Source organism: Aneurinibacillus soli, assembly GCF_002355375.1.
GTDB classification, from domain to species: Bacteria; Bacillota; Bacilli; order Aneurinibacillales; family Aneurinibacillaceae; genus Aneurinibacillus; species Aneurinibacillus soli.
The window spans coordinates 667,760-691,731 of sequence record NZ_AP017312.1 but is presented as its reverse complement, the minus strand read 5'-3'; the positions used below and the strand labels follow the sequence as shown (position 1 = coordinate 691,731).

The window sequence follows — 23,972 nt, the reverse complement described above, 5'->3', positions numbered from 1 at the left end:
AAAGCATCCTTCGTCCTTATTTCATCGTCATCAACCAATCTGACAGCTTCTTTGCCTCCTCCTCGCTCACAAGCCCACCCGGCATGCCATCCTTACCTTTCATCAAGATCGTTTTGATTTCATCCGCGCTTTTGTAGCGACTTCCGACCTGCATAAGAGCTGGACCTGCCCCACCTTTCATGTCTTGACCGTGGCAGGCTGTGCATTTGGCCTGGTACATTTTCTGCGCCTCAGCATGAACACCATCCGTAGCGCTTCCACCTGTCTTCCCTGCTGCACCTCCGCTTGTATTGCCTGCCGGAGCTTGTGCAGCCGGCTTATTGCCTGGATTGTCGCTCTTCGCAACGCCACAACCCACAGCCAGTGCGATAACAAGAAGAAAACTTGCTATCATCATGGACTTCTTCATACAAAATTCCTCCTCCAGATCATAACGATTACACATCTAGTATGTTCGAGGGAAGATAAGTTCATCCGGCTTTATGTATTCTCATAAGTTTGGGGGAGAAGAGGGAATCTTCTCAACTAAAATGATAAAAGGAGTAGCCTATTTGCTACTCCTCATTGATTCGTTATAGCACGTTTGATTAGTTTTACATCCGTAGACAGTTCGTCTACTTGTTTTTGTACATCTGCAACTGGAGAGTACATCTCGCTATTGGATGCTGTTTGTTCTCGAATTACTTCTAACTTGTGATTTAGTTCGTCAAACTGCTTGTCGACGTGATCAAACCGTTGATTCATCTCTTGTTTCATGCTTTGCATTTCCACAAGGATCTGCTTTAACATATCCTCCATCGGCTTGTCCTCCCGATATATTGATAAATGTTATTATATCATTGATTCTAACGCTGTAGAGACCTCAAATATTGAAAAAGGCATCCCGATCACACAATCAGGATGCCTTCTATATTTATTACAATAGAGATTTAGATACAAGTGTAAATCAGCAAAGCATGTCGGGAGCGGAGCAGGGAAAAGTAAGAAAGCTTTTGATGCGCCACCTAGCGGAAGGCGGGCCTTTGCCTGCAACCTGCTCCTTTAGCCATCTCTTCGGAAGCGCTTTGCAGGCGAGTCTGCTGAACGCCTGAAGCGGACAGTCATCCCCCCAATCGCGCATCAAACAGCCACACACTTTTCCCTGCTTCGCTTCCCGCCACCACACCTTACTGCATTACCACCCTGTACTAAAGCAGCTCTTTCGCCTTCGCCACAATATTCTCTGCTGTCAGACCGTATTTCTGAAGAAGCTCATCCGGTGTACCGGATTCACCAAACGTATCTTCCACACCAACACGGCGGAGTTTAGCCGGATGCTGCTCGCACAGCACTTCCGCTACAGCCGCACCGAGACCGCCATAGATGTTGCACTCTTCCGCTGTTACGATCCCTTTCGTTTCACGAGCGGCTTTTACGATAATGTCTGCATCAATCGGCTTGATTGTTGCCATGTTAATGACACGCGCCTGGATGCCTTCTTTTGCAAGCTGTTCAGCTGCTGCAACTGCGATATGAACCATCACGCCCGTTGCGATGATCGCCATATCGTTTCCTTCACAAATTTGCACGCCTTTTCCGATCTCGAACTCATAGCTGTCATCGAACAGCACCGGAACGCTCGGACGGCCCATCCGAATGTACATCGGGCCATATGTATTCGCTGCCGCATGAATCGCTTTTTTCGTTTCGGTTGCATCAGCCGGCATAATCACTGTCATATTCGGAATCGCACGCATGAGCGCTACATCCTCGACTGCCTGATGAGAAGCGCCGTCTTCGCCAAGAGTCAGACCCTGGTGAGTAACCGCGATTTTCACATTCAGATTCGGGTAGCACACTGAGTTACGAACCATATCCGCTACACGCAGTGAACCGAAAAGCGCGAATGTGCTCGCAAACGGGATTTTACCGGATGCCGCAAGCCCAGCTGCCATTCCGATCATGTTCGCTTCCGCAATCCCTACATCAAAAAAACGTTCCGGGAATGCTTTCGCGAAGTCTGCTGTTTTGGTCGATTTTGCCAGATCGGCGTCAAGTACAACGATATCTTTATTTTCATGGCCGAGTTCTACAAGCGCCTGGCCGTAAGCGTCACGGGTCGCGATTTTCTTTGCTGTCTCGTTACTCATTACTTATTCCCTCCCTGACCACACAGTTCTGTCAGCGCCTGCGCCAGCTGCTCCTCATTCGGCGCTGTGCCGTGCCAGCCACAGTTGTTTTCCATATACGAAACGCCTTTACCTTTTACCGTATTAGCTACGATACAGGTCGGCTTTCCTTTTACTGTACGTGCTTCTGCGAGTGCAGCCGCAATCTGCTCCAGATCATGGCCATCGATTGTAATCACATGCCAATTAAACGCACGGAACTTCTCGTCAACCGGATGTACGTTCATAATATCTTCTACATTTCCATCAATCTGCAGGTGGTTGTAATCCACGAAAGCAACGAGATTATCCAGCTTGTAATGGCCAGCAGCCATTGCTGCTTCCCATACCATGCCTTCTTGAATTTCTCCGTCACCCATCACAACATATACGCGGGAATCGCGCTTGTCCAGCCGAGCAGCCAGCGCCATACCATTCGCAGATGACAGCCCCTGACCGAGGGAACCTGTGCTTTGCTCTACACCTGGAAGCAGCTTTTTGCTTGGGTGACCTTGCAGACGGGAATTTAGCTTACGGAATGTTTTGAGTTCCTCTTTTGGCAGGTAGCCTTTTTCAGCCAGTGTCGCATACAGAACCGGGCTTGCATGTCCTTTACTCAGGACAAAACGGTCACGATCCGGGTTATCAACCTGATTTGGATCAACACTCATCTCGTGGAAATACAACACAGTCAGAATATCTGCTGCTGACAGAGAACCACCCGGGTGACCGGAATTCGCTGCCGCTACCATCTTAACGATTTCCTGGCGGATGTTACCTGCATGCTGTGTCAGCTGCGCGGTTTGCTCTTGCGTAAGTATACTCAATTTGCCTTCTCCTCCACATATCACAATTAATTTCGCCGGAAGCCTTCCCCGAGCACTTCATGTGTCTCACTTACGATGACAAAAGCGTTCGGATCACACTGCCGGACGATTGTTTTCAAACGTCCCAGTTGATTTTGATTCACCACACACATCAGAACCGGACGTTCTTCATCCGTATACCCTCCGTGCGCGGACAGGCGCGTGACGCCGCGATCCATCTCATACAAAATCGCATCCCGAATTTCATCACGCTTTTCTGAAATAATAAATGCCATTTTGGCGTAGCCAAGGCCCATCTGGACTGCGTCTACCGTCCGGCCCGTTACAAACAGCGTGATCAGTGCATACAGCGCCTTTTCCGGGCCGAATACAAACGCCGCTGTCAATACCACAAAGCCGTCAATGGCGAGCACAGCTACTCCCAGGCTGATGCCCATATATTTATGTATAATCTGGGCAATCAAATCGGTACCGCCTGTAGAGGCATTCGCCCGAAAGACAAGTCCGATTCCCACACCAACACCCACGCCACCATACAAGGCAGCGAGAAGCGGCTCATGTGTAATCGTATGCCATCCTTCCGTCATCAATACGAACAGTGGCAAAATAAAGGTACCATAAATCGCCTTAACCCCAAACTGACGACCCAGCGTGAAAAAACCCAGAATAATAAACAAAAAGTTAAATACCCACTGCGTATAGGCAGGCTTAATGCCGAACAGGTGACTAACAATAATACTGATGCCGCTCACGCCGCCGGACGCAATCTGAAACGCATTAAGAAACAGATTGAACGCCACAGCGACGAGAAACGCACCAACTGTCAGTAGCACATACTCGCGCAACATGACTACCCATGCAGCAGGCTCCGATCTCATCGATCGCTTTGTTCTTGTTGCCTGCATTCGTGTCCTACCTTTATGATTTACTCGCGATGCAGTTGCTGACGCAAGTATGCGTCAATAAACGGGGTAATATCCCCGTCCATAACTGCTTGCACATTGCCACTTTCTTTGCTCGTTCGGTGGTCTTTGACCATACTGTACGGATGGAACACATACGAACGAATCTGACTGCCCCAGCCAATTTCCTTCTGCTCCCCACGCAACTGTGCCGCTTCTTCTTCCTGCCGTGCAATCTCGCGTTCATACAACTTTGACCTAAGCATTTTCATGGCACGCTCCCGGTTCTTAATCTGAGAACGCTCGTTCTGGCAGGTTACAACGACTCCAGTCGGCACGTGCGTAATCCGAACCGCTGAATCGGTCGTATTGATGTGCTGACCACCCGCACCACTGGCCCGGTATGTGTCGACTTTGATCTCATCCGGTCGTACCTCGATTGTAATGTCGTCATCAATCTCTGGCATCACATCACACGACACAAAGGACGTATGACGACGACCTGATGAATCAAACGGGGAAATGCGAACCAGACGGTGCACACCTTTTTCCGCTTTCAAGTACCCATATGCATTATGGCCCTTGATCGAAAGCGTCACACTCTTCACACCAGCCTCATCGCCCGGCAGATAGTCAAGTGTTTCCACCTTATAGCCTTGCTTATCCGCCCAGCGCGTATACATGCGCAAAAGCATCTCCGCCCAGTCCTGCGACTCAGTGCCGCCCGCACCAGGGTGCAGCTCAAGAATGGCATTTCGCTTATCATACGGCTGATTGAGAAGCAGCTGCAACTCATAGTCTGTAAGGCGCGTTTGTAAACTTTGCACCGACTCCACAATGTCCGGGATGAGGGATTCGTCATCCTCTTCGGCGACGAGATCCATCATCACCTGAATATCTTCATATTCAGCTTCCATGCCTTCAATGGATGTCACCGCATCTTTAAGCACATTCACTTCTCCGATGACTTTCTGGGCGGCATCGTTATCATCCCAGAAGTTCGGAAATGCCATTTTTTCTTCTAGCGCTGCGATCTGTTTTTGTTTGCCAGGGAGGTCAAAGAGACCCCCTAATTTCCGTCAGACGTTTGCCGATGGCTGACATCTGCTGTTTTGCTTCCGTTAACGGCATACTATTTAGTCCTCCTGCCCGCAGCAGTTTTTGTGCTTCTTGCCACTGCCGCAGTAGCACGGATCATTGCGTCCGACTTTTGGCTCCTGTCGGCGTTGCGGCTTTTTCGGTGCCGGTTCATCAGACGAAATAATCGCCTGCCCCTTCGCCACTTCCTGGCGCTCCAGGTTATTGCCGATGGTTGCTTTCATAATGTACGTGGCCACTTCTTCTTCAATGGTCGCAATCATTTCATTGAACATCTCGAAGCCTTCCATCTGGTATTCACGCAGCGGATCGGTCTGACCGTATGCACGCAGGTGGATACCCTGACGGAATTGATCCATCGCATCGATGTGATCCATCCATTTGCTGTCGACCGCACGCAGCACGACAACCTTCTCGAACTCGCGGAATTCTGCTTCATCCATAAGCGATTCGCGCTCCGTATACAGCCGCTCAACCAGTTCGCGGAACAACGCAATGATCTCTTCCCGGTCTTTGCCCCAGATGTCTTTCTTATCCAGCTGTCCTTCATGTAGGAACGATCCGTTACAATGCGCAAGCAGCGCATCCAGTTCCCATTCTTCCTCGACCACTTCATCCGGGCAATGTATATCGACCAGACGTTCCACATGCGACATGATCATCCCGATGACCACATCACGCAGCGTTTCGGCTTCGAGTACATCCAGACGCTGTTTGTAAATGACCGTACGTTGCTGGTTCATCACATCGTCATATTGAAGGACATTGCGGCGCATATCGAAGTTCGCACCCTCTACACGCTTCTGGGAAGCTTCGATGGCACGCGATACCATTCTACTCTCAATCGGCATATCTTCTTCCATACCCAGACGATCCATCATGCCCATGATGTTCTCCGCACCGAACTTGCGCATCAGCTCATCCTGAAGCGAGATGAAGAACTGAGAGGAACCAGGGTCCCCCTGACGACCGGCACGACCACGCAGCTGGTTATCAATCCGGCGGCTTTCGTGACGTTCCGTACCTATAATATGAAGACCGCCTATTTCTGCTACACCTTCGCCCAGCTTAATGTCCGTACCGCGTCCCGCCATATTGGTTGCAATCGTAATAGCACCTTTGCGACCAGCCATCGATACGATTTCCGCTTCACGCGCATGCTGCTTCGCATTCAGTACCTCATGCGGAATGCCTTTGCGTTTCAGCAGGCTTGCGATCAACTCTGATTTCTCAATGGATGTAGTCCCAACAAGCACCGGACGACCCAGCTTGTAATGTTTCTCTACATCTTCTACTACGGCACGGTATTTACCCTGCTCAGACTTATAGATCGCATCCGGCTTATCTTCCCGAATCACGGGCTTATTCGTCGGAACAACTACGACATACAAACCATAAATTTTCTGGAACTCTTCTTCCTCTGTCTTCGCTGTACCAGTCATGCCGCCCAGCTTCTCATACATCCGGAAGTAGTTCTGCAGCGTAATCGTTGCCAGGGTCATGCTTTCATTCTGCACAACCAGTCCTTCTTTAGCCTCAATCGCTTGATGCAAACCATCGCTATAGCGACGACCCTGCATGAGACGACCCGTGAACTCATCGACAATGACGATCTCGCCGTTATCGACAACATAATCAATATCCCGCTTCATCAGCGCACGCGCCTTCAGTGCAACGTTCACATGGTGATTGAGCAAAATGTGGTCATTGTCATACAGATTATCAATATTAAACGCGCGTTCCACTTCCGCCACGCCCGCTTCTGTCATAGCAACCGAGTTCGCTTTAATATCAATCGTGTAGTGCTTCTCTTCCTGCAAGCGCTGCGCAAATCGCGCCGCCACCTTATACAGCTCCGTTGATTTCTCCGCTTCCCCGGAGATAATCAGTGGAGTCCGTGCTTCATCGACGAGAATGCTGTCCACCTCATCGACCATACAATAATACAGCGGACGCTGTACCATCTGTTCTTTATACAGCACCATGTTATCGCGCAAGTAATCAAACCCGAATTCATTGTTCGTACCGTATGTGATATCGGCCGCATACGCTGCACGCTTCTCATCCGGTGACATGCCGTTCAGATTGACGGCCCAGGTCAGGCCGAGGAAGTTATAGATCTGCCCCATCTCTTCCGCATCACGTGCCGCCAGGTATTCATTGACTGTGATTACATGTACACCTCGGCCTGCCAGTGCATTCAAATAAACCGGGAGTGTCGCTACGAGGGTTTTCCCCTCACCGGTACGCATCTCTGCGATCTTCCCTTCATGAAGCACCATGCCACCAATCAACTGCACATCATAATGGCGCATGCTGTGTACACGACGGCCCGCTTCCCGACACACCGCAAATGCTTCATACAAAATATCATCTAACGTTTCGCCGTTTGCCAGACGCTGTTTGAATTCGTCTGTTTTACCGCGAAGCTCTTCATCGCTCAGCGCCTGAATCGCAGGTTCGAGCGCATTAATTTTTTCGACGCGCTTGTACAATTTCTTGACATCACGCTCATTGGAATCTCCGATAATCTTCTTGAGTATTCCCAGCATCGGGTATCTATCCCCTTCCACTTCTTCGCTATCCATCACTATGCTTTGCATAGGTCCTGCTCTAAAATTCAATTGTAGCAAAAACATACAAAAAGAAAAAGGCGCAAGGAGCGCCTTTTTCTTCATTATTATACACTTTCCGGTTCGATTAGGCCGTAGCGTCCATCTTTGCGGCGGTACACCACGTTGACACCATCGGTTTCCCCATTCTGGAATACGAAGAAATTGTGACCGATCATATCCATCTGGAGAACAGCTTCTTCCACATCCATCGGCTTTAAGTTAAAACGCTTGGTGCGGACGATCTGGATGGCATCTTCTTCCTCATGCTCGTCTTCCCGTGCCGCAAATACCGGCTCCACATCCAGGAACACAGCTCCTGCTCCAGTCTGACGGTTTCTGCGGTTTACTTTTGTTTTATGCTTACGGATCTGGCGTTCTAATTTCTCAACCACCAGATCAATGGCCGCATACATATCGTTGTTCGTATCTTCCGCCCGGAGAATGACCCCCGGCATTGGAATGGTTACTTCCACGGTATGCTCACCGCGCTGAACGCGCATGGTGACGTTGCAGCTGAATGCTGTTGCTTCTTCGAAGTAGCGCTCCAGGCGCCCAATCTTCTTCTCTACATAGTCTCGAAGTGCAGGAGTGACTTCAATATTTTCACCACGGGTGTTGTATTGCATATAGATACTCCTCCTTTCGTCTATGCTTTATATATTCCCCTTCCGAGCGCAAAATCCTCCATGTAACGACATTTTTTTATGAAAAAAACAAAAACCCCCGGAAATCCCGAGGGTATCGTTTGTGTTGTATATGTAGCTCTACCTTATATCCTATACTATGGAAAGGTGATGCTGATTACAACTTAATAACGTTCGCTGCTTGTGGTCCACGAGCGCCTTCAACGATTTCGAACTCAACGCTTTGGCCTTCTTCCAGCGATTTGAAACCTTCAGATTGGATCGCAGAGAAATGTACGAATACATCGTCTCCATTTTCACGTTCGATGAAGCCAAAACCTTTTTCAGCATTAAACCATTTCACTTTACCTTGCATCAGATACATCCCTTTCCGTCAATAAAATATGGGAACGGGTGGTTCCCATATCTTGAATATACCACCCAGGAATATGCATCGTCAAATGAATTTAGTCGACGAAACAAGCCCTTATTCGACAAGGTTCTCGCCTATCTAATCAGCTGTACGGAAGCGTTTTTCCAGGTAGCTAACCACGCGGGAGATTATGAGCGTCAGGATCAAATATCCTGCTGCAAGCGTCAGATAAGACGGCCAGCGGACAAACGTAGACTTCGCGGTCGCATACCCTGCATATGCAAACTCCGGTGCTGCAATAATCGCTAAGAGTGATGAATCCTTAAGCAGAGCGATGAACTCATTGCCAAGCGGAGGAATCATCCGCTTAAATGCTTGCGGCAAAATAATATAACGCATCGCCTGACGGTGATTCATCCCGAGCGAACGAGCAGCTTCCATCTGACCTTTGTCCATGGACTGAATTCCCGCACGGAAGATCTCCGCGATATAAGCTCCGGCGTTCAGCGATAGCGCAACAAACCCGGAAAACACCGGCCCCGGCGGTTCTCCTCCTATAAAAGCTGTCCAGATCTCTGGAATGGCCGCAAAGTGGATAATCAAAATCTGAACAAACAGTGGTGTACCACGGAACAATGTGATGTAACCAAGTGAGAGCCAGCGAAGCAAAACATTATTAGACAACCGACCAAGTCCGAACAGTAAGCCAAGGATCGTTCCGACTCCTACGCCAACTGATGTAAACAAAATAGTGTATCCGAAACCACGAATAAACAATTCACGGTATTCGTACACGACTCCCCAATCCCATTCCATACATTACCAACCTTTCCGAAATAGCATACTTCGCCGTAACGGGACGAAAGGTGCGCCGGAACTTGTCCACAGCGCACCTCTTTGTGCATAACATATTTAGTATAACGAATAAAAATTCATTTGCAAAGTGATTTCTTCGCTTTCCAAAAATATTGCGTAAAAATCCCGCATACAGATATCTGCATGCGGGAAATATGGTAGCGTAATGATAAATAATTAGCCTTTGAGCAACTGCAGTACGCCCTGTGGCAGTTGGTTTGCCTGTGCGAGCATCGCGGTTGCAGATTGATTGATGATATTGTACTTCGTGAAATCAGTCATTTCTTTGGCCATGTCTGCATCACGGATGCGGGACTCGGCTGCTGTCAGGTTTTGATTTGCTTGTGTGATATTGTTGACCGTATGCTCCATCCGGTTCTGATAGGCCCCGAGTTTAGAACGTACAGCAGATACCTTGTCGATAGCAGAGTCGATGATCGCAATCGCATTGGATGCTGATGTCTCATCTGTGAGCTTGAACTTGTCGATACCAAGTGACGCACAACGGATATCGCCAACACCCAGTGCCACGATTTCACCTGCATTGGTACCAATCTGGAACGTAACAGATGCATCTTCTAATGTTCGGCGGATGTCGATGTTGGTCGCTTTTTCACCATTAGAGAGCACACCTGTACCAAAAGAAATCCCTGTTCCTTGTAATTCAACGAATTTACGGTCATTATCTGCAAACTGATGGGCGATAATTTTATCCTTGCTATCTTTTAAAATGATACTGGTACGATCAAGCTCACCAATTGTAAATGAGTGGTACGGAATCTGTGGCGTTGTCGGCAATGCTCCACCACGTTTTACATATCCCGCTAACGAATTCGTAAAATCAACAGTAAGACCAATGCTCTTACCACCACCTGTATCACCTGTTACTGCACCAGTGCCTGTAAAAGCTGTAGTAACGGCATTACCACCTGTTCCAGGTGCTGTGACTGTAACATTTGCCCCGGCTGCTGATAACGTAATACCTGGGATACTCAAACCTGCAATCGCAGTAGCCAAGGTACTATTAGACGTTACACTTTGTAAGGAAATAGCAAAATCTACGCCCATACCTGTTATGGCAGCTGCATTAGTGCCGTATGTTCCAGTATTATCATAAAAGCCGATTGTCTTTCCATTGATCGTTAATTTATTACCATCAGCAAGTTTCGACTGATCGACTGTCAATGTACTGCTTGCTGCAACACCATCCTTAAAGTCAATCCCAGCTTGACCAAACTTTACATTACTTGCTTGTGCAATCGGTGCTCCACCTGACTTAGGAAGCACGTTTAACGTGTATGTAGTTGCTTGTGTAAATTTCCCACTTGCTGTAGCTGTGCCTACGTTCAAGGAACTTGCTGCACCAAGTGAACTACCTGCAGGACCTGTTCCTGCCGCATTTAAAAGGTACACATTTTGTGTAGCATTATCAACCCAATAATCTCCATCTTCTAATTGTGAATTCGTTAAACTCAAACCTGTAGTACCAACATTTCCTCCGACCTGAGCTGTTAATTCAATTTTATAATCCCCTTTTCCTAAAGTCGTATCAGGGGAAGTCAGGAAATTCTCAAGACCCGTCTTGTACGTGTCCTCAATGCCATCCATGTTCAGCACTTTACTCTTCGTAACAACACTAAGACTGTAAACATCCTGAGGTAACACACTGGCAGGATCCACTTTAATATTCTTCAGTCCTGTTCCATTCTTTGAATACTTAACATCACCATACAAGGAACGAATATCCGCATTCTCAGATAAGCTACCGTTTAACAGCTTCTTCGTATTGAACTGCGTGTCATTTCCTACACGGTCAATCTGTTCACGAAGCTGATTGATTTCGTCCTGGATAACACCGCGGTCAGACTGAGTCAGTGTCCCGTTCGCTGCTTGTACAGACAACTCACGCATACGAGATAACATGTCATGTACTTCCCCGAGCGCACCCTCTGCTGTCTGAATGAGCGCGATGCCATCCTGCGCATTTCTCTCTGCCTGGTCAAGACCACGAATTTGACCGCGCATTTTTTCAGAGATGGCCAGGCCCGCTGCATCATCCGCTGCACGGTTAATGCGAAGACCGGATGATAATTTCTCCAATGCCTTTCCTGTATTAGCTTGGTTCTTGTTTAATTTCGAGTATGCATCCAATGCATAAACGTTATGATTAATACGCATAATCTTCACTCCTCTATGATTATCACATTTTTACTTCTTTAAATGAATTTCTTGTTCATGCTGATAAACTTCCTGCTCCATCTCCCGCTGCTGGTATGGATTAAAGCGCGGGGTTCCCATGCGTGATGCAACTGGACGCGCAGTCGCTCCATCCTGAGAAACTGATACACTTGCTTGCTTTACGCTTTGCAGCGCCTGGCTCCAAGCCTCATCCAGTTCCCGTACAAGACGACGCACTTCTCGCAACAAGGAAATATCTTTCTTCATGTTCGCCTCATGAATACGATCAAACATGTATTTGTACAAAAGCTCCAGTTGGTCTGCAATCACGCCTGCTTCATATTTAATTCCGAATCCAAGACGGGTTAGAATATCGTTGCAGTGCTGCATTGCCCGATTGGCTTCTAGATAACGGCGCTGTGGCATCAACATGATGGCAGCGTCTAGTTTTTCTAATAGCTTCTTATATAAAAGCGCCGTAATTAGTTCGGGGCGATCATGAATATCGCTTAGTTCCACATCTTGTGGATTCAGGACATCGTCCACGGCGATTCCTCCCTCAATATGCTAGCACTATTTCACCGTGCTATTGTAAATATCGGATTTATTCAGGAAATCTTAAGGTATCTGGCAAAAATTTTATATCCCCCGAACAGCCTGTAGTAAATCCTCCACACTAATTTCATCATCATCATCATCTACTTCTTCTGCTTCCCAATATGGCGTTTGTTCCAGATTTTTAGGAAATGCAGGTGCAGAGATTGGAGCGCCGACATTAGCCCGTCTAACAAGTAACAACACCTCTGCTACAACCTGATACAACTGGGGCGGAACATTGCTTCCTAAATCCAACTGCAACAAATTGTCCAGCAGTAGTGCATCCTCCTGCATCGGGATATCGTGCTCTTTCGCCTTCGCAATAATTTTTTCAGCTACAGCTCCCCGCCCCTGTGCCACAATCGTCGGTGTTTTGCCATTGTCTTTGTCATAGCGAATAACAGCTGCACGCGTAGAACTTCCTGCTTTTTTCTTCGGAGATTGAAAATGTTTATAAATCATACAGAGAAATCCAACCCTTCTCGGCTGTTATAGGCCATAGCTGCTTTGCGGGCAACCGCCACATCAACAGTTGGCACAGCTGCCTGTTCGGATATTTCCGATGCTGGCTGGGCTACTGGTGTAAACGTCACACCGTTTACATGATACCCCATGTTTTGCAGTTCCTGTTTCAACTGCGGTATATACGGTGTAAACACCTGTTCAATATTAGGCAGGTCATTTTGCACCCGAACAGACATATCCCGGTCTACTACCGTAACCGATACGCCCATCTCACCAAATTTCGGAGTATCAAGAAAGAAAAACAGATTGCAGTTCTGCCAGTCCATCTGTTCCCCGTTCGTGCGTGACTGAATTTGCATCTGTACCGTCTGCTGCCCTTCTTCCCACGGAAGCGGAATCTGCACCTGCATTGTCTGCATAGGCATACCGGAATCCTGCTTCGACAGCAGCTGCTGCCCTGTCAGATTTGATAAGGCATGCTCCATCATTTCTCGGGCACGCGGCGATACATTTCCTTCCATACCATCCATCAGCATCGACTTCAAGTTGTGCGGCGGGCGATCCTGCTGATTCGATCCATCCTGTCCCATGCTCATGTGCCCTTCTCGTCGCGCCATCCAGTCTATCGCATCCCGTTCATGGTTTAATCCCATGCCACGCATCATCTCCTGCACACCGCGACCGCTCAACGATTCATCCCGCCACTGCTGGCCATATGTTTGGAGCGGATTCTGCATATCACCATCACTGGTCATTTTCGAAAAGAATCGTTCTACCTTCGTATACGCAGGCTGCCAGTTCAACTTATCAAGCTCACCGCGAACACGATGAAAAATCTGAAGAGCTTCATCCTGCTTCCCTTTATCAAGCAAGCCTTTAACCTGATTGAGGTCCCCGCTAATTCGCAATACCTGATGCTCAAACTCCATATCCGCAAACAACGCGAATTCGCCTTTTGTCACCAGGCGGTTTACCATTTCGATTGTCGGTTCGACGATACGCTGCACGTACGAGGGTGCCTGCGGGATTTTTTGCTGCAAAAACTGGATCACCCGCTCTACATTATTCGTAATTTCTTTTTTCACCTGTTTGAACTCTTCCCCTACTTCCCGCAAACGATCAGGGATATATTGCGTCACTCGTTCGAAGTTCGCCGTCTGTACCGCTGTGAGGGCAGCCAGACGCTCGCCGGAATTGGTGAGGAATTGCTCCAGCTCTTTAACGTCATGTACCAATGCGTCCTTGTCAAGCTGTGGTTTGGATACAGCCTGCTCCGCTTGCGTGAGGATTTGTTCGATTTGCTTTACATCATCACGAGACAGCCCTTCACGGGTAGCTGCAGTGCGGATTGCCCCGGCCATATCTGCGACAATTTTCCCTGGATCACGCCAGCCATTCGCATCGCTCGTATCCATCGCTCCGAGCGCTCCCTGCAATTCCTGACGGGCCAGCGAGATAATACTCCCCAATTTGAGCAATGTATCACTCATCGGGCGTAGAAATGCTGGATCAGTCCCGTCTTTCCCTACCACGTCAGCTCCCATATCTGTTGATTGCTGACGAGTAGCTAATACCTCAGTTACAGGAAGCTTGAACATCTTCACGACAGTATCCAGGCTGCGGTCGACCATAGCTTTGGCCTCGGTGCTGCGCCCTACCGCTTCATAGCTCATCGACATGCGTAAGTCTTTGCTTAGTCGAGTCAGCAAGTCTTTAATGTCTTTGGCCAGCTCCGGACGAATTCCGGCTGCTTCCGTCACATCTGCCACCGATTTTTGTAACGCTTCAATCTGGCTACGCGTAATTTTTCCAGCTGTACGGATATCAATAACAAGATTTGCTAACTTTTGTATAGCCTCATCTGCTTTGGTCGGTGACTGTGTCTCTCCTGCTGATGCTGTACGTATCGCTGATGCCGATTGAACATCCGCTTCCACCGTTGGGGCGGTACGGGCCGATGCTACCTGGCGCACCGCTTGCTCGATCGCTCCCCGGTCTACCGTGCGGGCGATCGTTTGCGTGGCGATCGCTTTCTCTGTCGCTGGAGTCTCACGGATCGCCTGTTCCACCTGTTTGACCACCTGTTCCACAGCACGACGCACTTCGACAGGAAGGGACGCTTTTTCCGCTCCTTCTCTCAGTTGGGTCACCAGTTTCTGTACCGCTTCTTTGGACAGCGGCACCCCTCGCTCTACCGCTTGCTTCAATACTTCCAGATTGCGCGATATTTGTGCCGCCGGTTCTGGCTGTACCCGCGCTTCTTCCCTCGGCATAGTCTTCATCGTCTGATCCGCCTGTACGCTAGGTTCCTTCGTCGGAGCGGTACGAGTCGATGCTATCTGACGAACCGCTTGCCCGATCGCTCCCCGGTCTACCGTGCGGGCAATCGTTTGCGGTGCGATCACCTTCTCTGTCACTGGAGTCTCACGGATCGCCTGTTCCACCTGTTTGACCACCTGTTCCACAGCACGACGCACTTCGACAGGGAGGGACGCTTTATCCGCTCCTTCTCTCAGTTGGCTTACTAGTTTCTGTACCGCTTCTTTGGACAGTGGCACCCCTCGCTCCACAGCTTGCTTCAACACGTCCAGATTGCGCGATATTTGTGCCGCCGGTTCTGACTGTACCCGCACTTCTTCCCTCGGCATAGTCTTCATCGTCTGATCTGCCTGTACGCTAGGTTCCTTCGTCGGAGCAGTACGGATCGATGCTATCTGACGAACCGCTTGCTCGATCGCTCCCCGGTCTACCGTGCGGGCGATCGTTTGCGGTGCGATCACTTTCTCTGTCGCTGGAGTCTCACGGATCGCCTGTTCCACCTGCTTGACTACCTGTTCCACGGCTCGACGCGCTTCAACAGGAAGAGACGCTTTTTCCGCTCCTTCTCTCAGTTGGCTCACCAGTTTCTGTACCACTTCTTTAGACAGCGGCACCCCTCGCTCCACCGCTTGCTTCAACACGTCCAGATTACGCGATACTTGGGCCGCTGGCTCCGACTGTACCCGTGTTTCTTCCTTCGGTGTAGTCTTCATCGTCTGGTCCACTTGTACACTCGGTTCCACTGTCTGAGATGTACGAGCTGATGCTACCTGACGTACCGCTTGCTCAATCGCTCCGCGATCTACCGTGCGAGCGATCGTTTGCGGTGCGACCGCTTTCTCTGTCGTCGGTGTCTCCCGGATCGCCTGTTCCACCTGTTTCACTACCTGCTCCACGGCTCGACGCGCTTCAACAGGAAGGGACGCTTTATCCGCTCCTTCCCTCAGTTGGCTCACCAGTTTCTGTACCGCTTCTTTGGACAGCGGTACACCTCGCTCCATCGCTTGCTTCAACACGTCCAGATTGCGCGATACTTGAGCCGCTGGTTCTGGCTGTACCTGTTGTCTAGCCTCAGGTACCGAGACGGACGCCTGACTAACCGTTCGGGTCGCTGTTTGCAAGGCTGATACTTTCGGTATCAAATCAGGGGCTTCCTTCGCAAGTTGCGTTAAGATTTTATCCAACGATGGTCCATGCAGTACCCGAAAAACAGCATCATAGCTTTTACTCGTAAAATGAATCTCTTTCTGTGCCATAGCTACTAATGTATCCAGCTTTTGCGAAACCGTTCCCTCTCCTTTCTGTATAATTCGCTGTGCAAACTGCAACATTTCTTTCGTTGCAGGAATTTGCTGCTGTGCAAACCGCTGGACAAGCTCCTTCATTTCTGGTGTCGCCTTTACCCCGGCTTGTTGAAGAACCTTCTCCACCGACGGTTCTTCAACCGGGAGAGTCTCAGCCGGATCTCCGGTTGTACGTACCTGAAGCATACCCGCATTCCGACCCGTAATTTGAACCTGCACCTTCCCTTCCGCAGGAGCTTCCTTTTCAAAAACAGCTCGATATTCCTGGCCGTTTACCTCTATAACTGCTTCTCCCATTGAAACCTTTTGTTTAACAGATGCCATGACACTTTGACCAACACTCAGTTCGGCTGGCGTCCCAGCTACTCTACTTTGATTCGCACGAGGCTGAAAATCAGAAATTTGCATACGAATCCTCCTTCCGTACCCATTCTACTTATAATTACTATCGGAAATAATCACCCTACTTTTCACGCTAAAAGAGAAAAGGCTTCCTTCGGTGTGAATGGTATCACGACCGAAAGAAGCCTTTAATTACTTTCTCTTGTCTAAAAAAATAGGGGGGACATACTCATCATCATCATCATAAACTTGTTTGATCCGGGTTCCCTCCTGCTCACGAAGCATCTGACTACGCAATCTCTCACGCCAGGTTGGTAAGAGATCCGATATCTCTGAACGCATACGCAAAATATCCTGACCGATCTCCTCAAAAACACTTTCTTTCTCGGAGAGTACGGAGGAAGCTTGAATATTTATTTCCTTTAGCTCTGCAATCAGCTGCTCACATCTCTCAACACCTCGTATAAAGCCGGATACATCCTCTATACGCACTGCCGCAAGTTGTTTCTGCGTTTCTTGTTTTAACTCATTCAAACATCGTTCCTTATGAACAAATGTATCTTCTAGCATTTAAACTTTAACCGCCTTTGTTACCTTCATCCATGTGTCGTAAAAATCTTCGGCAAAGCCCAAAATTTCCTTAATAATTTCTTTATCTTTTTTCATATTCGCTTCCATAGAACGCTCAAGCATATATTCATACATAGCAGCCATATCTTTGGCTATCGGGACTCCCATGTTCAACGTACATAAAAGTTCACGAAGAATATCCTGACTCTTGATTAGATTGGTATTCACATCTTCAAGTTTGCCTTGTTCAATCCCGGTCAACGCAGTCCTAAGAAACTTGACCAATCCTTGATACAGACGCAATGTAAGATCAGCTGGTGTTGTTGTTAACACACTATTTTGTCGGTATTGTTGGGCTGCGCTTGCTGTATAAGCCATGTTCTATTTTCCTCCTAGTCCCAGTTGCTGCATCAATGCAGAAGACTGCGAATTATACTGTGACAGTGCCTTCTCCATAGCTGTAAACTTACTATAATAACTATTCTCTACGTTTGTTAAGCGAGTTTTTTCATCTGAGATTCTCTTGTTTATATCTTTTAAGAGCTTTCCGACCACGCTCTGATCAGCCTTATCACTCGTACTTAAGCCAGCCTTTTGGATAGTGCTTTGAAACGCACTATAAAAGCTGTCATACATGCGATTGACAATCCCTTTTTGGCCTCCAGATACATCCTGAAGATTCCCAAGCACCGATGCTCCATCCGTAAATTGAAAATCCTGACCCAAACTGGATGATATTGAAAACAACTTCGTTCCACTATCGTAGCTAGCCTGCACCGATATGTTCTTACTTTTAGCATAGTCATTAATTTTTTCTGCAACTTTACTAGTCGTATCATTCGGATCGAGCGTCACGGTATACGAAGCAGAACCCACACTAAATTTCACCGAATTTAGTCCCCGTGCTGTATCATCAACTTGATTCGCACTCTTCCATGCATTCTTACTCTGTGTAAACAAAGTGCGTACCGCTTCCGGATCATTCTGTAGCGCTTCACGTAACTTGGTTTCATCGACGGTCAGTTTCCCGCGATCCAGGTATCCATTCGATTTAATTCCAACAGCCGCTAATGAATTGTACACACTCCCATTATCAACAGTAGAAAATGTATCACTGCGTAGTTTATTATATAACGTAGACAAAATAGTGTCGTTATGCAACAATCCGCTTTTCGCCCTATCTTCCCATTGTTTGATTTGGTCCTGGTTCATTGCTTGTCGCTGATCATCCGTTAACGGTTGATAGTTTTTATCTACACTTTCTGACATCGCTTTATAGACTTTATCAAGCATATCATTATATTTACCGATAAAATCTTTAATATTTTTCACTGCAGCATCATAATCACGCGCAACATTAACCGTAATATCTTTAGTATCGTCGGCTTGTTTAAGCGTATAATTGACGCCAAATAGTGTCACCGAATTGGAAGATTGTGTGACTGTGGACCCATCAGATGTAATCACAGAATCTACACCTGTAGTAGATATAGTAGACACAGGACTAGCAGGGTCTTTCAGTCCTAATGCAACTAACGAAGCATTACTACCTGTGATACCAAGTTTCGTGTTTCCCCCTGTAATAACAAGCTGTTTCGAAGCACCATCATATGTGGCTTGAATACCTAAGCTATTTCCAGCACTGTCTTTAGCTGAACTTAACGTGGTCATGATGTCTTCAATTGTATCTGTTGCTTTAATATCGATTTTAGCTGTGTGCAGCATACCTTTACTGTCGGTTGCTGTAATTGTCAATTTATCTGCTAAATTAAGGGGTGTTCCGGAAACAATTTTTGGTACAGGGACAGTCATTTTCGGATCTATACCATTAATCGATTGCATATCGCTAGCATCTTTCAATCCTAATGCGTCTAACGTCGTACCACTTACATCCTTAGTACCTGTGATGCTGAGACTTGTCTGTGCCCCAACTTCGTTTGTTTTAATAGTAAGCTGTTTCGAGCCGCTATCATACGTGGCCTGAATACCTAAGGCATTCCCATTACTATCTTTAGCTGAATTAAAAGCATTAAGTACATCATTAACTGTATAATTTGCTTCAATCTTAATTTGAGCCGTACTTACCTTACCCTGACTATCCTTTGTGGAAATAGCTAGCATATCTGCACTAAAGCTCGTTGAATCAATATTTAATTTAAGGGTTGCGTTCGTTGCATTCGTATCTTGCAAAGATGCATATCTGCTAGAGTTTTGCAATCCGAATGTAGATAATGTGGCATCATTACCTGTAATGTTGATACTTGTCTTTGCCCCGGTCGATTTTGTTTTAATAATAAACTGCTGCAAATTGCTATCGTACATTGCTTGAATACCCAGGCTTTTCCCGTCTGTATCTTTTGCCGCATTCAGTGCATTGACGACATCCCCAATTTTATCGGTTGTTTTAATATCAATTTGAGCCGTATGTGATACACCTTGACCATCTGTTGTAGAAATGGTCAGTTTATCATTCGCAGCCAACGGGGAACCTTGCGACGTATCTCCTAAGCTTTTCGTTACATCAAACTTTACCCCTGTTGCCTTAACGGTAGCGCTCGCTGCCAACTGACTTACCTTAATCGTATGAATCCCATCAATCGCATCTGGGCCTGCTGTTGCCACTACGGCGTCAGGATTAGATGAAGTAGTGGAAAATGTGTTATAATTCCTCGAAAATTTCATATCACTTACTGTCGAGCGAAAAGAAAACAAATCTGTATTCCACTGACGATAGGCATCACTCTGCCAGGTCAGTTTCTGCTGGTCCTGTTTCATTTTGTTATAGCGTATAGACTCAGCATCCATCAGCTTTTTAACAAGAGACTCGGTATCCATACCTGAGTTCAATCCACTAATTCGTGTTAAAGATGTAAAAGAAGCCATTTCGATCTCTCCTTTATAATTTTTTATCCAGGAATAATCCGATCATATCCCGTAATTTCACTTCTAAATCCAGCATGTATTGCGGGGGAACTTCCTTGATAACGTCATGTGTGATTTTGTTCTCAATAACAGCGTACCACTTTCCACTCTTTTCATGGAATTTCAAAGCTAAACCGGTGTCCAATGCTTCAAAAAGCTTGTTAGCTTGCTCTTTCAATTTTTCCCGGTCTTTTTCACTCATTTGATCTGGTTGTTTTGGCAGCTGCTGTCCCGACTTATCCGTAATCGACTGATCTGGGTTCACACCATTATTACCTGTACTTCCCTGGGGCCCTGAAGCAGATTTTACTTCGTAAAAGTTTGTATTACCTGGAAGAAAAGAACTATCACTCATTCTTACATCGCTCATTTACCATACCTCCCAGTCTTTCACTATTACTTATACTATCGGAACACAAAATCAAATTTATTAATGTATCCAGATAAAACATACGGATAACAAAAAAGCCGTCGTTTCATGACGGCCAACCCCTCTTATATATGTACAGTATGGTTAATGATATACATCCTCTTCTTGACTCAACAGCGCAATCTCTCGAAGTAAATCATCCACTTCCACTTGCATGTCAGCTGCTTCTTCTTCGGTTAGCTTATGTTCTACCACATAGCAGACAAGCGTTCGTACCCGCTTCAGCTTTGCTTCGATCAGATCCAACACATCCATACGCTCTTTCACCCATACAAGTTGCTCACGCAGAAAGCATTCTTCTTCGTTGTCTATGCGATGCTGCACTGTCTGATTGTCCGTATACTTCCTGTCCATAACGAACACCCTTCCTATCGGTCCTGCACCTGTTTATATCCGAATCAGTTCCCCTTGTTCTTCTCTCTGCTGTTTTTCTTTTATCTCGCAGATGATTTCTCTTACCTCTGCTAATTGCTCATTTACTAATGCTAGTTCCTGCTGAAGCTCTTTTGCTTCCGCTTTTTGCTCCTGTGGGTTCATCGTATCCGGGGCCGGGAGCAGACTAACAAATCGAGCCAGACAAATCAGTGTCATGAATAAGCCGATAATGGCCTGCACTACAAGGACGGAATGCCAGATTGTAATGTTCTTCAGCATATCTGTATTGATACTATTCGAGCCAAACCCAACCATTGTTAAAAAGCTGTACATAAACGTGCCAAAAGGCGTTGTCATCGCTTCAAGCGGGATAACCGCTTTCCCCAGATTCGCCAACCATACATAGGCAGCGGCAAACCAGATAATGACTTCCACATAATTATGTAAGAGTAAAATCACCAACCGTCGATAGCTTTTCACCGCATAGTTTTCTGTTTGGTACGGATCAAAAAGCAGCACATTGACCTGATATACCGTCACTTCAAATACTCGAATAAACCCATACGCCATAATAAAATAAATAGCCAAAGAAGGAACTGATTTATTATACAAAGCTAAACCATAAGAAGTCATCGAAGCGATTAAATTACCGATAACCCAGGCTTCTACAAAGCCGTATGAGCCTTTAAACAGGGGAATCATTCGTACATACTGAAATACCGATATCCATCGCAGCCAGCCAAAGATACGCCCCCATGCTGAAAGAATCTTTGAATCCTGTCCCATTTCTATCTCTCCTGATTGTAAAAAAACCGTACAATCTTTTTGCACGGTCTCTTGTTTTATGACACGATATACGACTGTAAATGCTTCTCTAACTCACTGCTCCACTTCTTATACGCTGGCAGTATAGTAAACTGTAATACCTCCAGTATCTTTCCACTCTGTCCCTGCTCATACGCCGTCGTAAGCACCTGGAACCCTTTTACAAGCATGTCTGTATGCTCTTCAATCTGATTAGGCGGGAGTTTATATAAAAATCTCTGCATACTTTTTACAATAGTAGAAAAAGCAATCATCGTATCATCAACCAACTGAATGGTACTTTCTATATTCCCTTCATTTACTCGGATTTTAATATGTTCCAGAGCTTCACTCATCGTCTCTGAAAGTTCCACTGTTTGTTTCATTACATCCATATATTTTTCCACGTTGTGTTCCTCTCTTTCATGCAGCAAGTAAAAAAAAGAGACTCCAGCAGAGCCAGAGCCTCTCTTATACCTACCGCTAAAATTAACGGAGTAATTGAAGTACTTGTTGTGGTGCTTGGTTCGCTTGTGCAAGCATTGCTTGAGCAGCCTGAGCAAGGATACCATTTTTTGTGTTTTCCATAACTGTTTTCGCCATATCTGTATCACGGATACGAGATTCAGCAGAAGTTAAGTTTTCAGAAGAAGTGTTCAAGTTGTTGATTGTGTGCTCTAAACGGTTTTGAACAGCACCCAATTTTGCACGCTCATCAGAAACCTTTTTGATTGCGTTGTCAACCGCTGTAATTGAATTAGACGCATCTTCTTTTGTCATTACATTCAGAGCTGCTTCACCTTTAACATCTGTTGTTCCGTTAGTTACACCGTTAGCAGAAGTGAAGCCTTTTTGACCTGCATTTCCTGTAATACCAAGTGCATTTGCACGCATATCATTTAGTTGTAATGCCATGCTTTGTCCAGTATTCGCACCAATTTGGAAAGTAGTTTTAAATCCAGGACCTTGTGCACCTGCTCCAACTACTTGCTCTACATTTTTAACAGCACCAAATCCAGTACCTAGTGCAGTAAGAGGTGTACCTGTTCCATTTGCTACAGAAATATCTTTACCTGTCTCAGAGATAAACTGAAGTTCATTATCCTTAGAAAGAGATGCAGTTACTTTTCCGCCTAAACCTGCATCTTGTAAAGCAGCGTTAACGTCACGAATTACGTCAGCCATAGCTGCATTTTTTTCATTTTGGTCTACACCTGAGAATGTTTTGTATGTTTTATTAGCTGTACCAGTGTTTAGATTAACAGTAACCGCACTATCATTACCTACTGTGATTTTAATTGTATCTCCAGCATTAATAGTGGTATCGGCAGCTTTTCCTAATGCATTTGTAGCTTGAAGACCTGCACGCTCCATTGTAGTCGGAGTACCAGTAGCCTTATCACTAACAGCAGTAATACCAAGTGCCGCATCATCAGCACTAAAGCTAATTGAACTTGATGGGCCTTGTGATTTAGCAGTAAAAACTAATTTTCCAGCGCCATCAGTTTTAATGTCTACTACCTCAGAGAGTTTAACCCCACCTGATGTTTTATCTCCAAGTGCTGATGCCGCCGCTTTCGCATCAGCATCAGTAGTGCCTGCAACAACAATCCCCGAAACATCAAAAGTTCTACCATCAACAATAATACTAGCATTAGATGTAGCTGCAGTTACTGTACCTGCAGCGGTAACCGTTGCACTTGTTGCTTTCGTAATTTTTGCTCCATCAGTTGAAGCCATGCCACCGTTCAGAAGTTTTTGCGTATTGAACTCAGTTGTGTTACCAATACGGTTAACTTCAGAAGTCAGCTGATTCATTTCATCCTGAATCGCTCCACGGTCATCGTTAGTGTTCGTACCGTTTGCAGATTGTGTAGCTAATTCACGCATACGTTGAAGGATGCTGTGTGTCTCGTTCAATGCACCCTCAGCTGTTTGAGCCATAGAAATACCATCTTGGGCATTACGGCTAGCTTGGTCGAGACCACGGATCTGACCGCGCATTTTTTCAGAGATTGCCAGACCTGCAGCATCATCGCCTGCACGGTTGATGCGAAGACCAGAAGCCAATTTCTCTGTGGATTTTGCTGTGTTAGCATTATTGATACCTAATTGACGGTAAGAGTTCTGTGCCAACATATTGTGATTGATAATCATAATAAAATTCCTCCCTGATTGTTTCGCAGACGTCCATGTCCGCTTATTGTTCCTTACACTTAAGGTATC

22 protein-coding genes are annotated in these 23,972 nt (G+C 46.6%); all 22 read right to left on the bottom strand.

Annotation, left to right across the window (positions count from 1 at the left end; translation table 11 throughout):
• Nucleotides 1–16: 16 nt before the first annotated feature.
• The 22 genes from CB4_RS03540 to CB4_RS03430 all read right to left on the bottom strand — a co-directional run bounded on the left by CB4_RS03540 (nucleotide 17) and on the right by CB4_RS03430 (nucleotide 23,903).
• A complete protein-coding gene (locus tag CB4_RS03540; RefSeq protein WP_157737773.1) occupies nucleotides 17–409 on the bottom strand; it encodes a c-type cytochrome in 393 nt (130 codons plus the stop codon).
• Between the two features lie 152 nt (nucleotides 410–561).
• Nucleotides 562–798, bottom strand: a complete 237-nt coding sequence (locus tag CB4_RS03535; protein WP_096463615.1) for an MbeD/MobD family mobilization/exclusion family protein — start codon at nucleotides 796–798, stop codon at nucleotides 562–564.
• Nucleotides 799–1,187: 389 nt separating this feature from the next.
• Entirely contained in the window at nucleotides 1,188–2,129 is a 942-nt protein-coding gene (locus CB4_RS03530) for a transketolase family protein (RefSeq protein ID WP_096463614.1), read from the bottom strand.
• A complete protein-coding gene (locus CB4_RS03525; RefSeq protein WP_197703132.1) occupies nucleotides 2,129–2,974 on the bottom strand; it encodes a transketolase in 846 nt (281 codons plus the stop codon). Before CB4_RS03525 ends, CB4_RS03530 begins: the two co-directional genes overlap by 1 nt.
• A gap of 26 nt (nucleotides 2,975–3,000) precedes the next feature.
• Nucleotides 3,001–3,879 (bottom strand): YitT family protein, encoded by an 879-nt coding sequence (locus CB4_RS03520; RefSeq protein WP_373681355.1) that lies wholly within the window; start codon nucleotides 3,877–3,879, stop codon nucleotides 3,001–3,003.
• Between the two features lie 20 nt (nucleotides 3,880–3,899).
• Nucleotides 3,900–5,007, bottom strand: a protein-coding gene (gene prfB / locus CB4_RS03515; protein WP_096463613.1) for a peptide chain release factor 2 whose coding sequence is annotated in 2 segments (ribosomal slippage) — nucleotides 3,900–4,934 and nucleotides 4,936–5,007 — 1,107 coding nt in all. Because the reading frame shifts where the segments join, the coding sequence is not laid out codon by codon here.
• A gap of 5 nt (nucleotides 5,008–5,012) precedes the next feature.
• Entirely contained in the window at nucleotides 5,013–7,526 is a 2,514-nt protein-coding gene (gene secA, locus CB4_RS03510; RefSeq protein ID WP_096467613.1) for a preprotein translocase subunit SecA, read from the bottom strand.
• Between the two features lie 128 nt (nucleotides 7,527–7,654).
• Complete coding sequence (hpf, locus tag CB4_RS03505; RefSeq protein WP_096463612.1) at nucleotides 7,655–8,215, bottom strand: ribosome hibernation-promoting factor, HPF/YfiA family; 561 nt, start codon at nucleotides 8,213–8,215, stop codon at nucleotides 7,655–7,657.
• Between the two features lie 175 nt (nucleotides 8,216–8,390).
• On the bottom strand, nucleotides 8,391–8,591 hold the full coding sequence (locus CB4_RS03500) for a cold shock domain-containing protein (RefSeq protein ID WP_220033132.1): 201 nt from the start codon (nucleotides 8,589–8,591) through the stop codon (nucleotides 8,391–8,393).
• Nucleotides 8,592–8,723: 132 nt separating this feature from the next.
• Complete coding sequence (locus tag CB4_RS03495; RefSeq protein WP_096463610.1) at nucleotides 8,724–9,401, bottom strand: amino acid ABC transporter permease; 678 nt, start codon at nucleotides 9,399–9,401, stop codon at nucleotides 8,724–8,726.
• A gap of 216 nt (nucleotides 9,402–9,617) precedes the next feature.
• Complete coding sequence (locus CB4_RS03490) at nucleotides 9,618–11,618, bottom strand: flagellin N-terminal helical domain-containing protein (RefSeq protein ID WP_231956134.1); 2,001 nt, start codon at nucleotides 11,616–11,618, stop codon at nucleotides 9,618–9,620.
• Between the two features lie 30 nt (nucleotides 11,619–11,648).
• Nucleotides 11,649–12,164 (bottom strand): flagellar export chaperone FliS, encoded by a 516-nt coding sequence (locus tag CB4_RS03480; RefSeq protein WP_157737772.1) that lies wholly within the window; start codon nucleotides 12,162–12,164, stop codon nucleotides 11,649–11,651.
• 93 nt (nucleotides 12,165–12,257) lie between these two features.
• A complete protein-coding gene (locus tag CB4_RS03475; protein ID WP_096463608.1) occupies nucleotides 12,258–12,677 on the bottom strand; it encodes an EscU/YscU/HrcU family type III secretion system export apparatus switch protein in 420 nt (139 codons plus the stop codon).
• Complete coding sequence (locus tag CB4_RS03470) at nucleotides 12,674–16,711, bottom strand: hypothetical protein (RefSeq protein ID WP_096463607.1); 4,038 nt, start codon at nucleotides 16,709–16,711, stop codon at nucleotides 12,674–12,676. Before CB4_RS03470 ends, CB4_RS03475 begins: the two co-directional genes overlap by 4 nt.
• Nucleotides 16,712–16,837: 126 nt before the next feature.
• Nucleotides 16,838–17,215 (bottom strand): flagellar protein FliT, encoded by a 378-nt coding sequence (gene fliT / locus CB4_RS03465; protein WP_096463606.1) that lies wholly within the window; start codon nucleotides 17,213–17,215, stop codon nucleotides 16,838–16,840.
• Nucleotides 17,216–17,593, bottom strand: a complete 378-nt coding sequence (gene fliS / locus CB4_RS03460; protein WP_096463605.1) for a flagellar export chaperone FliS — start codon at nucleotides 17,591–17,593, stop codon at nucleotides 17,216–17,218. It lies immediately after the preceding gene.
• A 3-nt stretch (nucleotides 17,594–17,596) separates the two neighbouring features.
• The gene (gene fliD / locus CB4_RS03455) at nucleotides 17,597–20,098 is read right to left on the bottom strand and encodes a flagellar filament capping protein FliD (protein ID WP_096463604.1); all 2,502 of its coding nucleotides are present in this window, start codon (nucleotides 20,096–20,098) and stop codon (nucleotides 17,597–17,599) included.
• Nucleotides 20,099–20,111: 13 nt separating this feature from the next.
• Nucleotides 20,112–20,507, bottom strand: a complete 396-nt coding sequence (locus tag CB4_RS03450) for a flagellar protein FlaG (protein WP_096463603.1) — start codon at nucleotides 20,505–20,507, stop codon at nucleotides 20,112–20,114.
• 144 nt (nucleotides 20,508–20,651) lie between these two features.
• Nucleotides 20,652–20,921 (bottom strand): hypothetical protein, encoded by a 270-nt coding sequence (locus CB4_RS03445; RefSeq protein ID WP_096463602.1) that lies wholly within the window; start codon nucleotides 20,919–20,921, stop codon nucleotides 20,652–20,654.
• A 33-nt stretch (nucleotides 20,922–20,954) separates the two neighbouring features.
• The gene (locus tag CB4_RS03440) at nucleotides 20,955–21,728 is read right to left on the bottom strand and encodes a FlxA-like family protein (RefSeq protein ID WP_096463601.1); all 774 of its coding nucleotides are present in this window, start codon (nucleotides 21,726–21,728) and stop codon (nucleotides 20,955–20,957) included.
• A 56-nt stretch (nucleotides 21,729–21,784) separates the two neighbouring features.
• The gene (locus CB4_RS03435) at nucleotides 21,785–22,153 is read right to left on the bottom strand and encodes a DUF8042 domain-containing protein (RefSeq protein ID WP_096463600.1); all 369 of its coding nucleotides are present in this window, start codon (nucleotides 22,151–22,153) and stop codon (nucleotides 21,785–21,787) included.
• Nucleotides 22,154–22,235: 82 nt separating this feature from the next.
• The gene (locus tag CB4_RS03430) at nucleotides 22,236–23,903 is read right to left on the bottom strand and encodes a flagellin N-terminal helical domain-containing protein (RefSeq protein WP_096463599.1); all 1,668 of its coding nucleotides are present in this window, start codon (nucleotides 23,901–23,903) and stop codon (nucleotides 22,236–22,238) included.
• Between the last annotated feature and the right edge of the window lie 69 nt (nucleotides 23,904–23,972).

Coding starts and splice junctions, on each gene's coding strand:
- fliS (WP_096463605.1), bottom strand. CDS start 17,593: ATGGCTTATACAGCAAGCGCAGCCCAACAATACCGACAAAATAGTGTG.
- CB4_RS03450 (WP_096463603.1), bottom strand. CDS start 20,507: ATGAGCGATGTAAGAATGAGTGATAGTTCTTTTCTTCCAGGTAATACA.
- CB4_RS03445 (WP_096463602.1), bottom strand. CDS start 20,921: ATGGACAGGAAGTATACGGACAATCAGACAGTGCAGCATCGCATAGAC.
- fliT (WP_096463606.1), bottom strand. CDS start 17,215: ATGCTAGAAGATACATTTGTTCATAAGGAACGATGTTTGAATGAGTTA.
- CB4_RS03490 (WP_231956134.1), bottom strand. CDS start 11,618: ATGCGTATTAATCATAACGTTTATGCATTGGATGCATACTCGAAATTA.
- CB4_RS03520 (WP_373681355.1), bottom strand. CDS start 3,879: ATGCAGGCAACAAGAACAAAGCGATCGATGAGATCGGAGCCTGCTGCA.
- secA (WP_096467613.1), bottom strand. CDS start 7,526: ATGCTGGGAATACTCAAGAAGATTATCGGAGATTCCAATGAGCGTGAT.
- CB4_RS03440 (WP_096463601.1), bottom strand. CDS start 21,728: ATGGGACAGGATTCAAAGATTCTTTCAGCATGGGGGCGTATCTTTGGC.
- CB4_RS03430 (WP_096463599.1), bottom strand. CDS start 23,903: ATGATTATCAATCACAATATGTTGGCACAGAACTCTTACCGTCAATTA.
- CB4_RS03535 (WP_096463615.1), bottom strand. CDS start 798: ATGGAGGATATGTTAAAGCAGATCCTTGTGGAAATGCAAAGCATGAAA.
- CB4_RS03470 (WP_096463607.1), bottom strand. CDS start 16,711: ATGCAAATTTCTGATTTTCAGCCTCGTGCGAATCAAAGTAGAGTAGCT.
- CB4_RS03475 (WP_096463608.1), bottom strand. CDS start 12,677: ATGATTTATAAACATTTTCAATCTCCGAAGAAAAAAGCAGGAAGTTCT.
- hpf (WP_096463612.1), bottom strand. CDS start 8,215: ATGCAATACAACACCCGTGGTGAAAATATTGAAGTCACTCCTGCACTT.
- CB4_RS03495 (WP_096463610.1), bottom strand. CDS start 9,401: ATGGAATGGGATTGGGGAGTCGTGTACGAATACCGTGAATTGTTTATT.
- CB4_RS03540 (WP_157737773.1), bottom strand. CDS start 409: ATGAAGAAGTCCATGATGATAGCAAGTTTTCTTCTTGTTATCGCACTG.
- CB4_RS03530 (WP_096463614.1), bottom strand. CDS start 2,129: ATGAGTAACGAGACAGCAAAGAAAATCGCGACCCGTGACGCTTACGGC.
- fliD (WP_096463604.1), bottom strand. CDS start 20,098: ATGGCTTCTTTTACATCTTTAACACGAATTAGTGGATTGAACTCAGGT.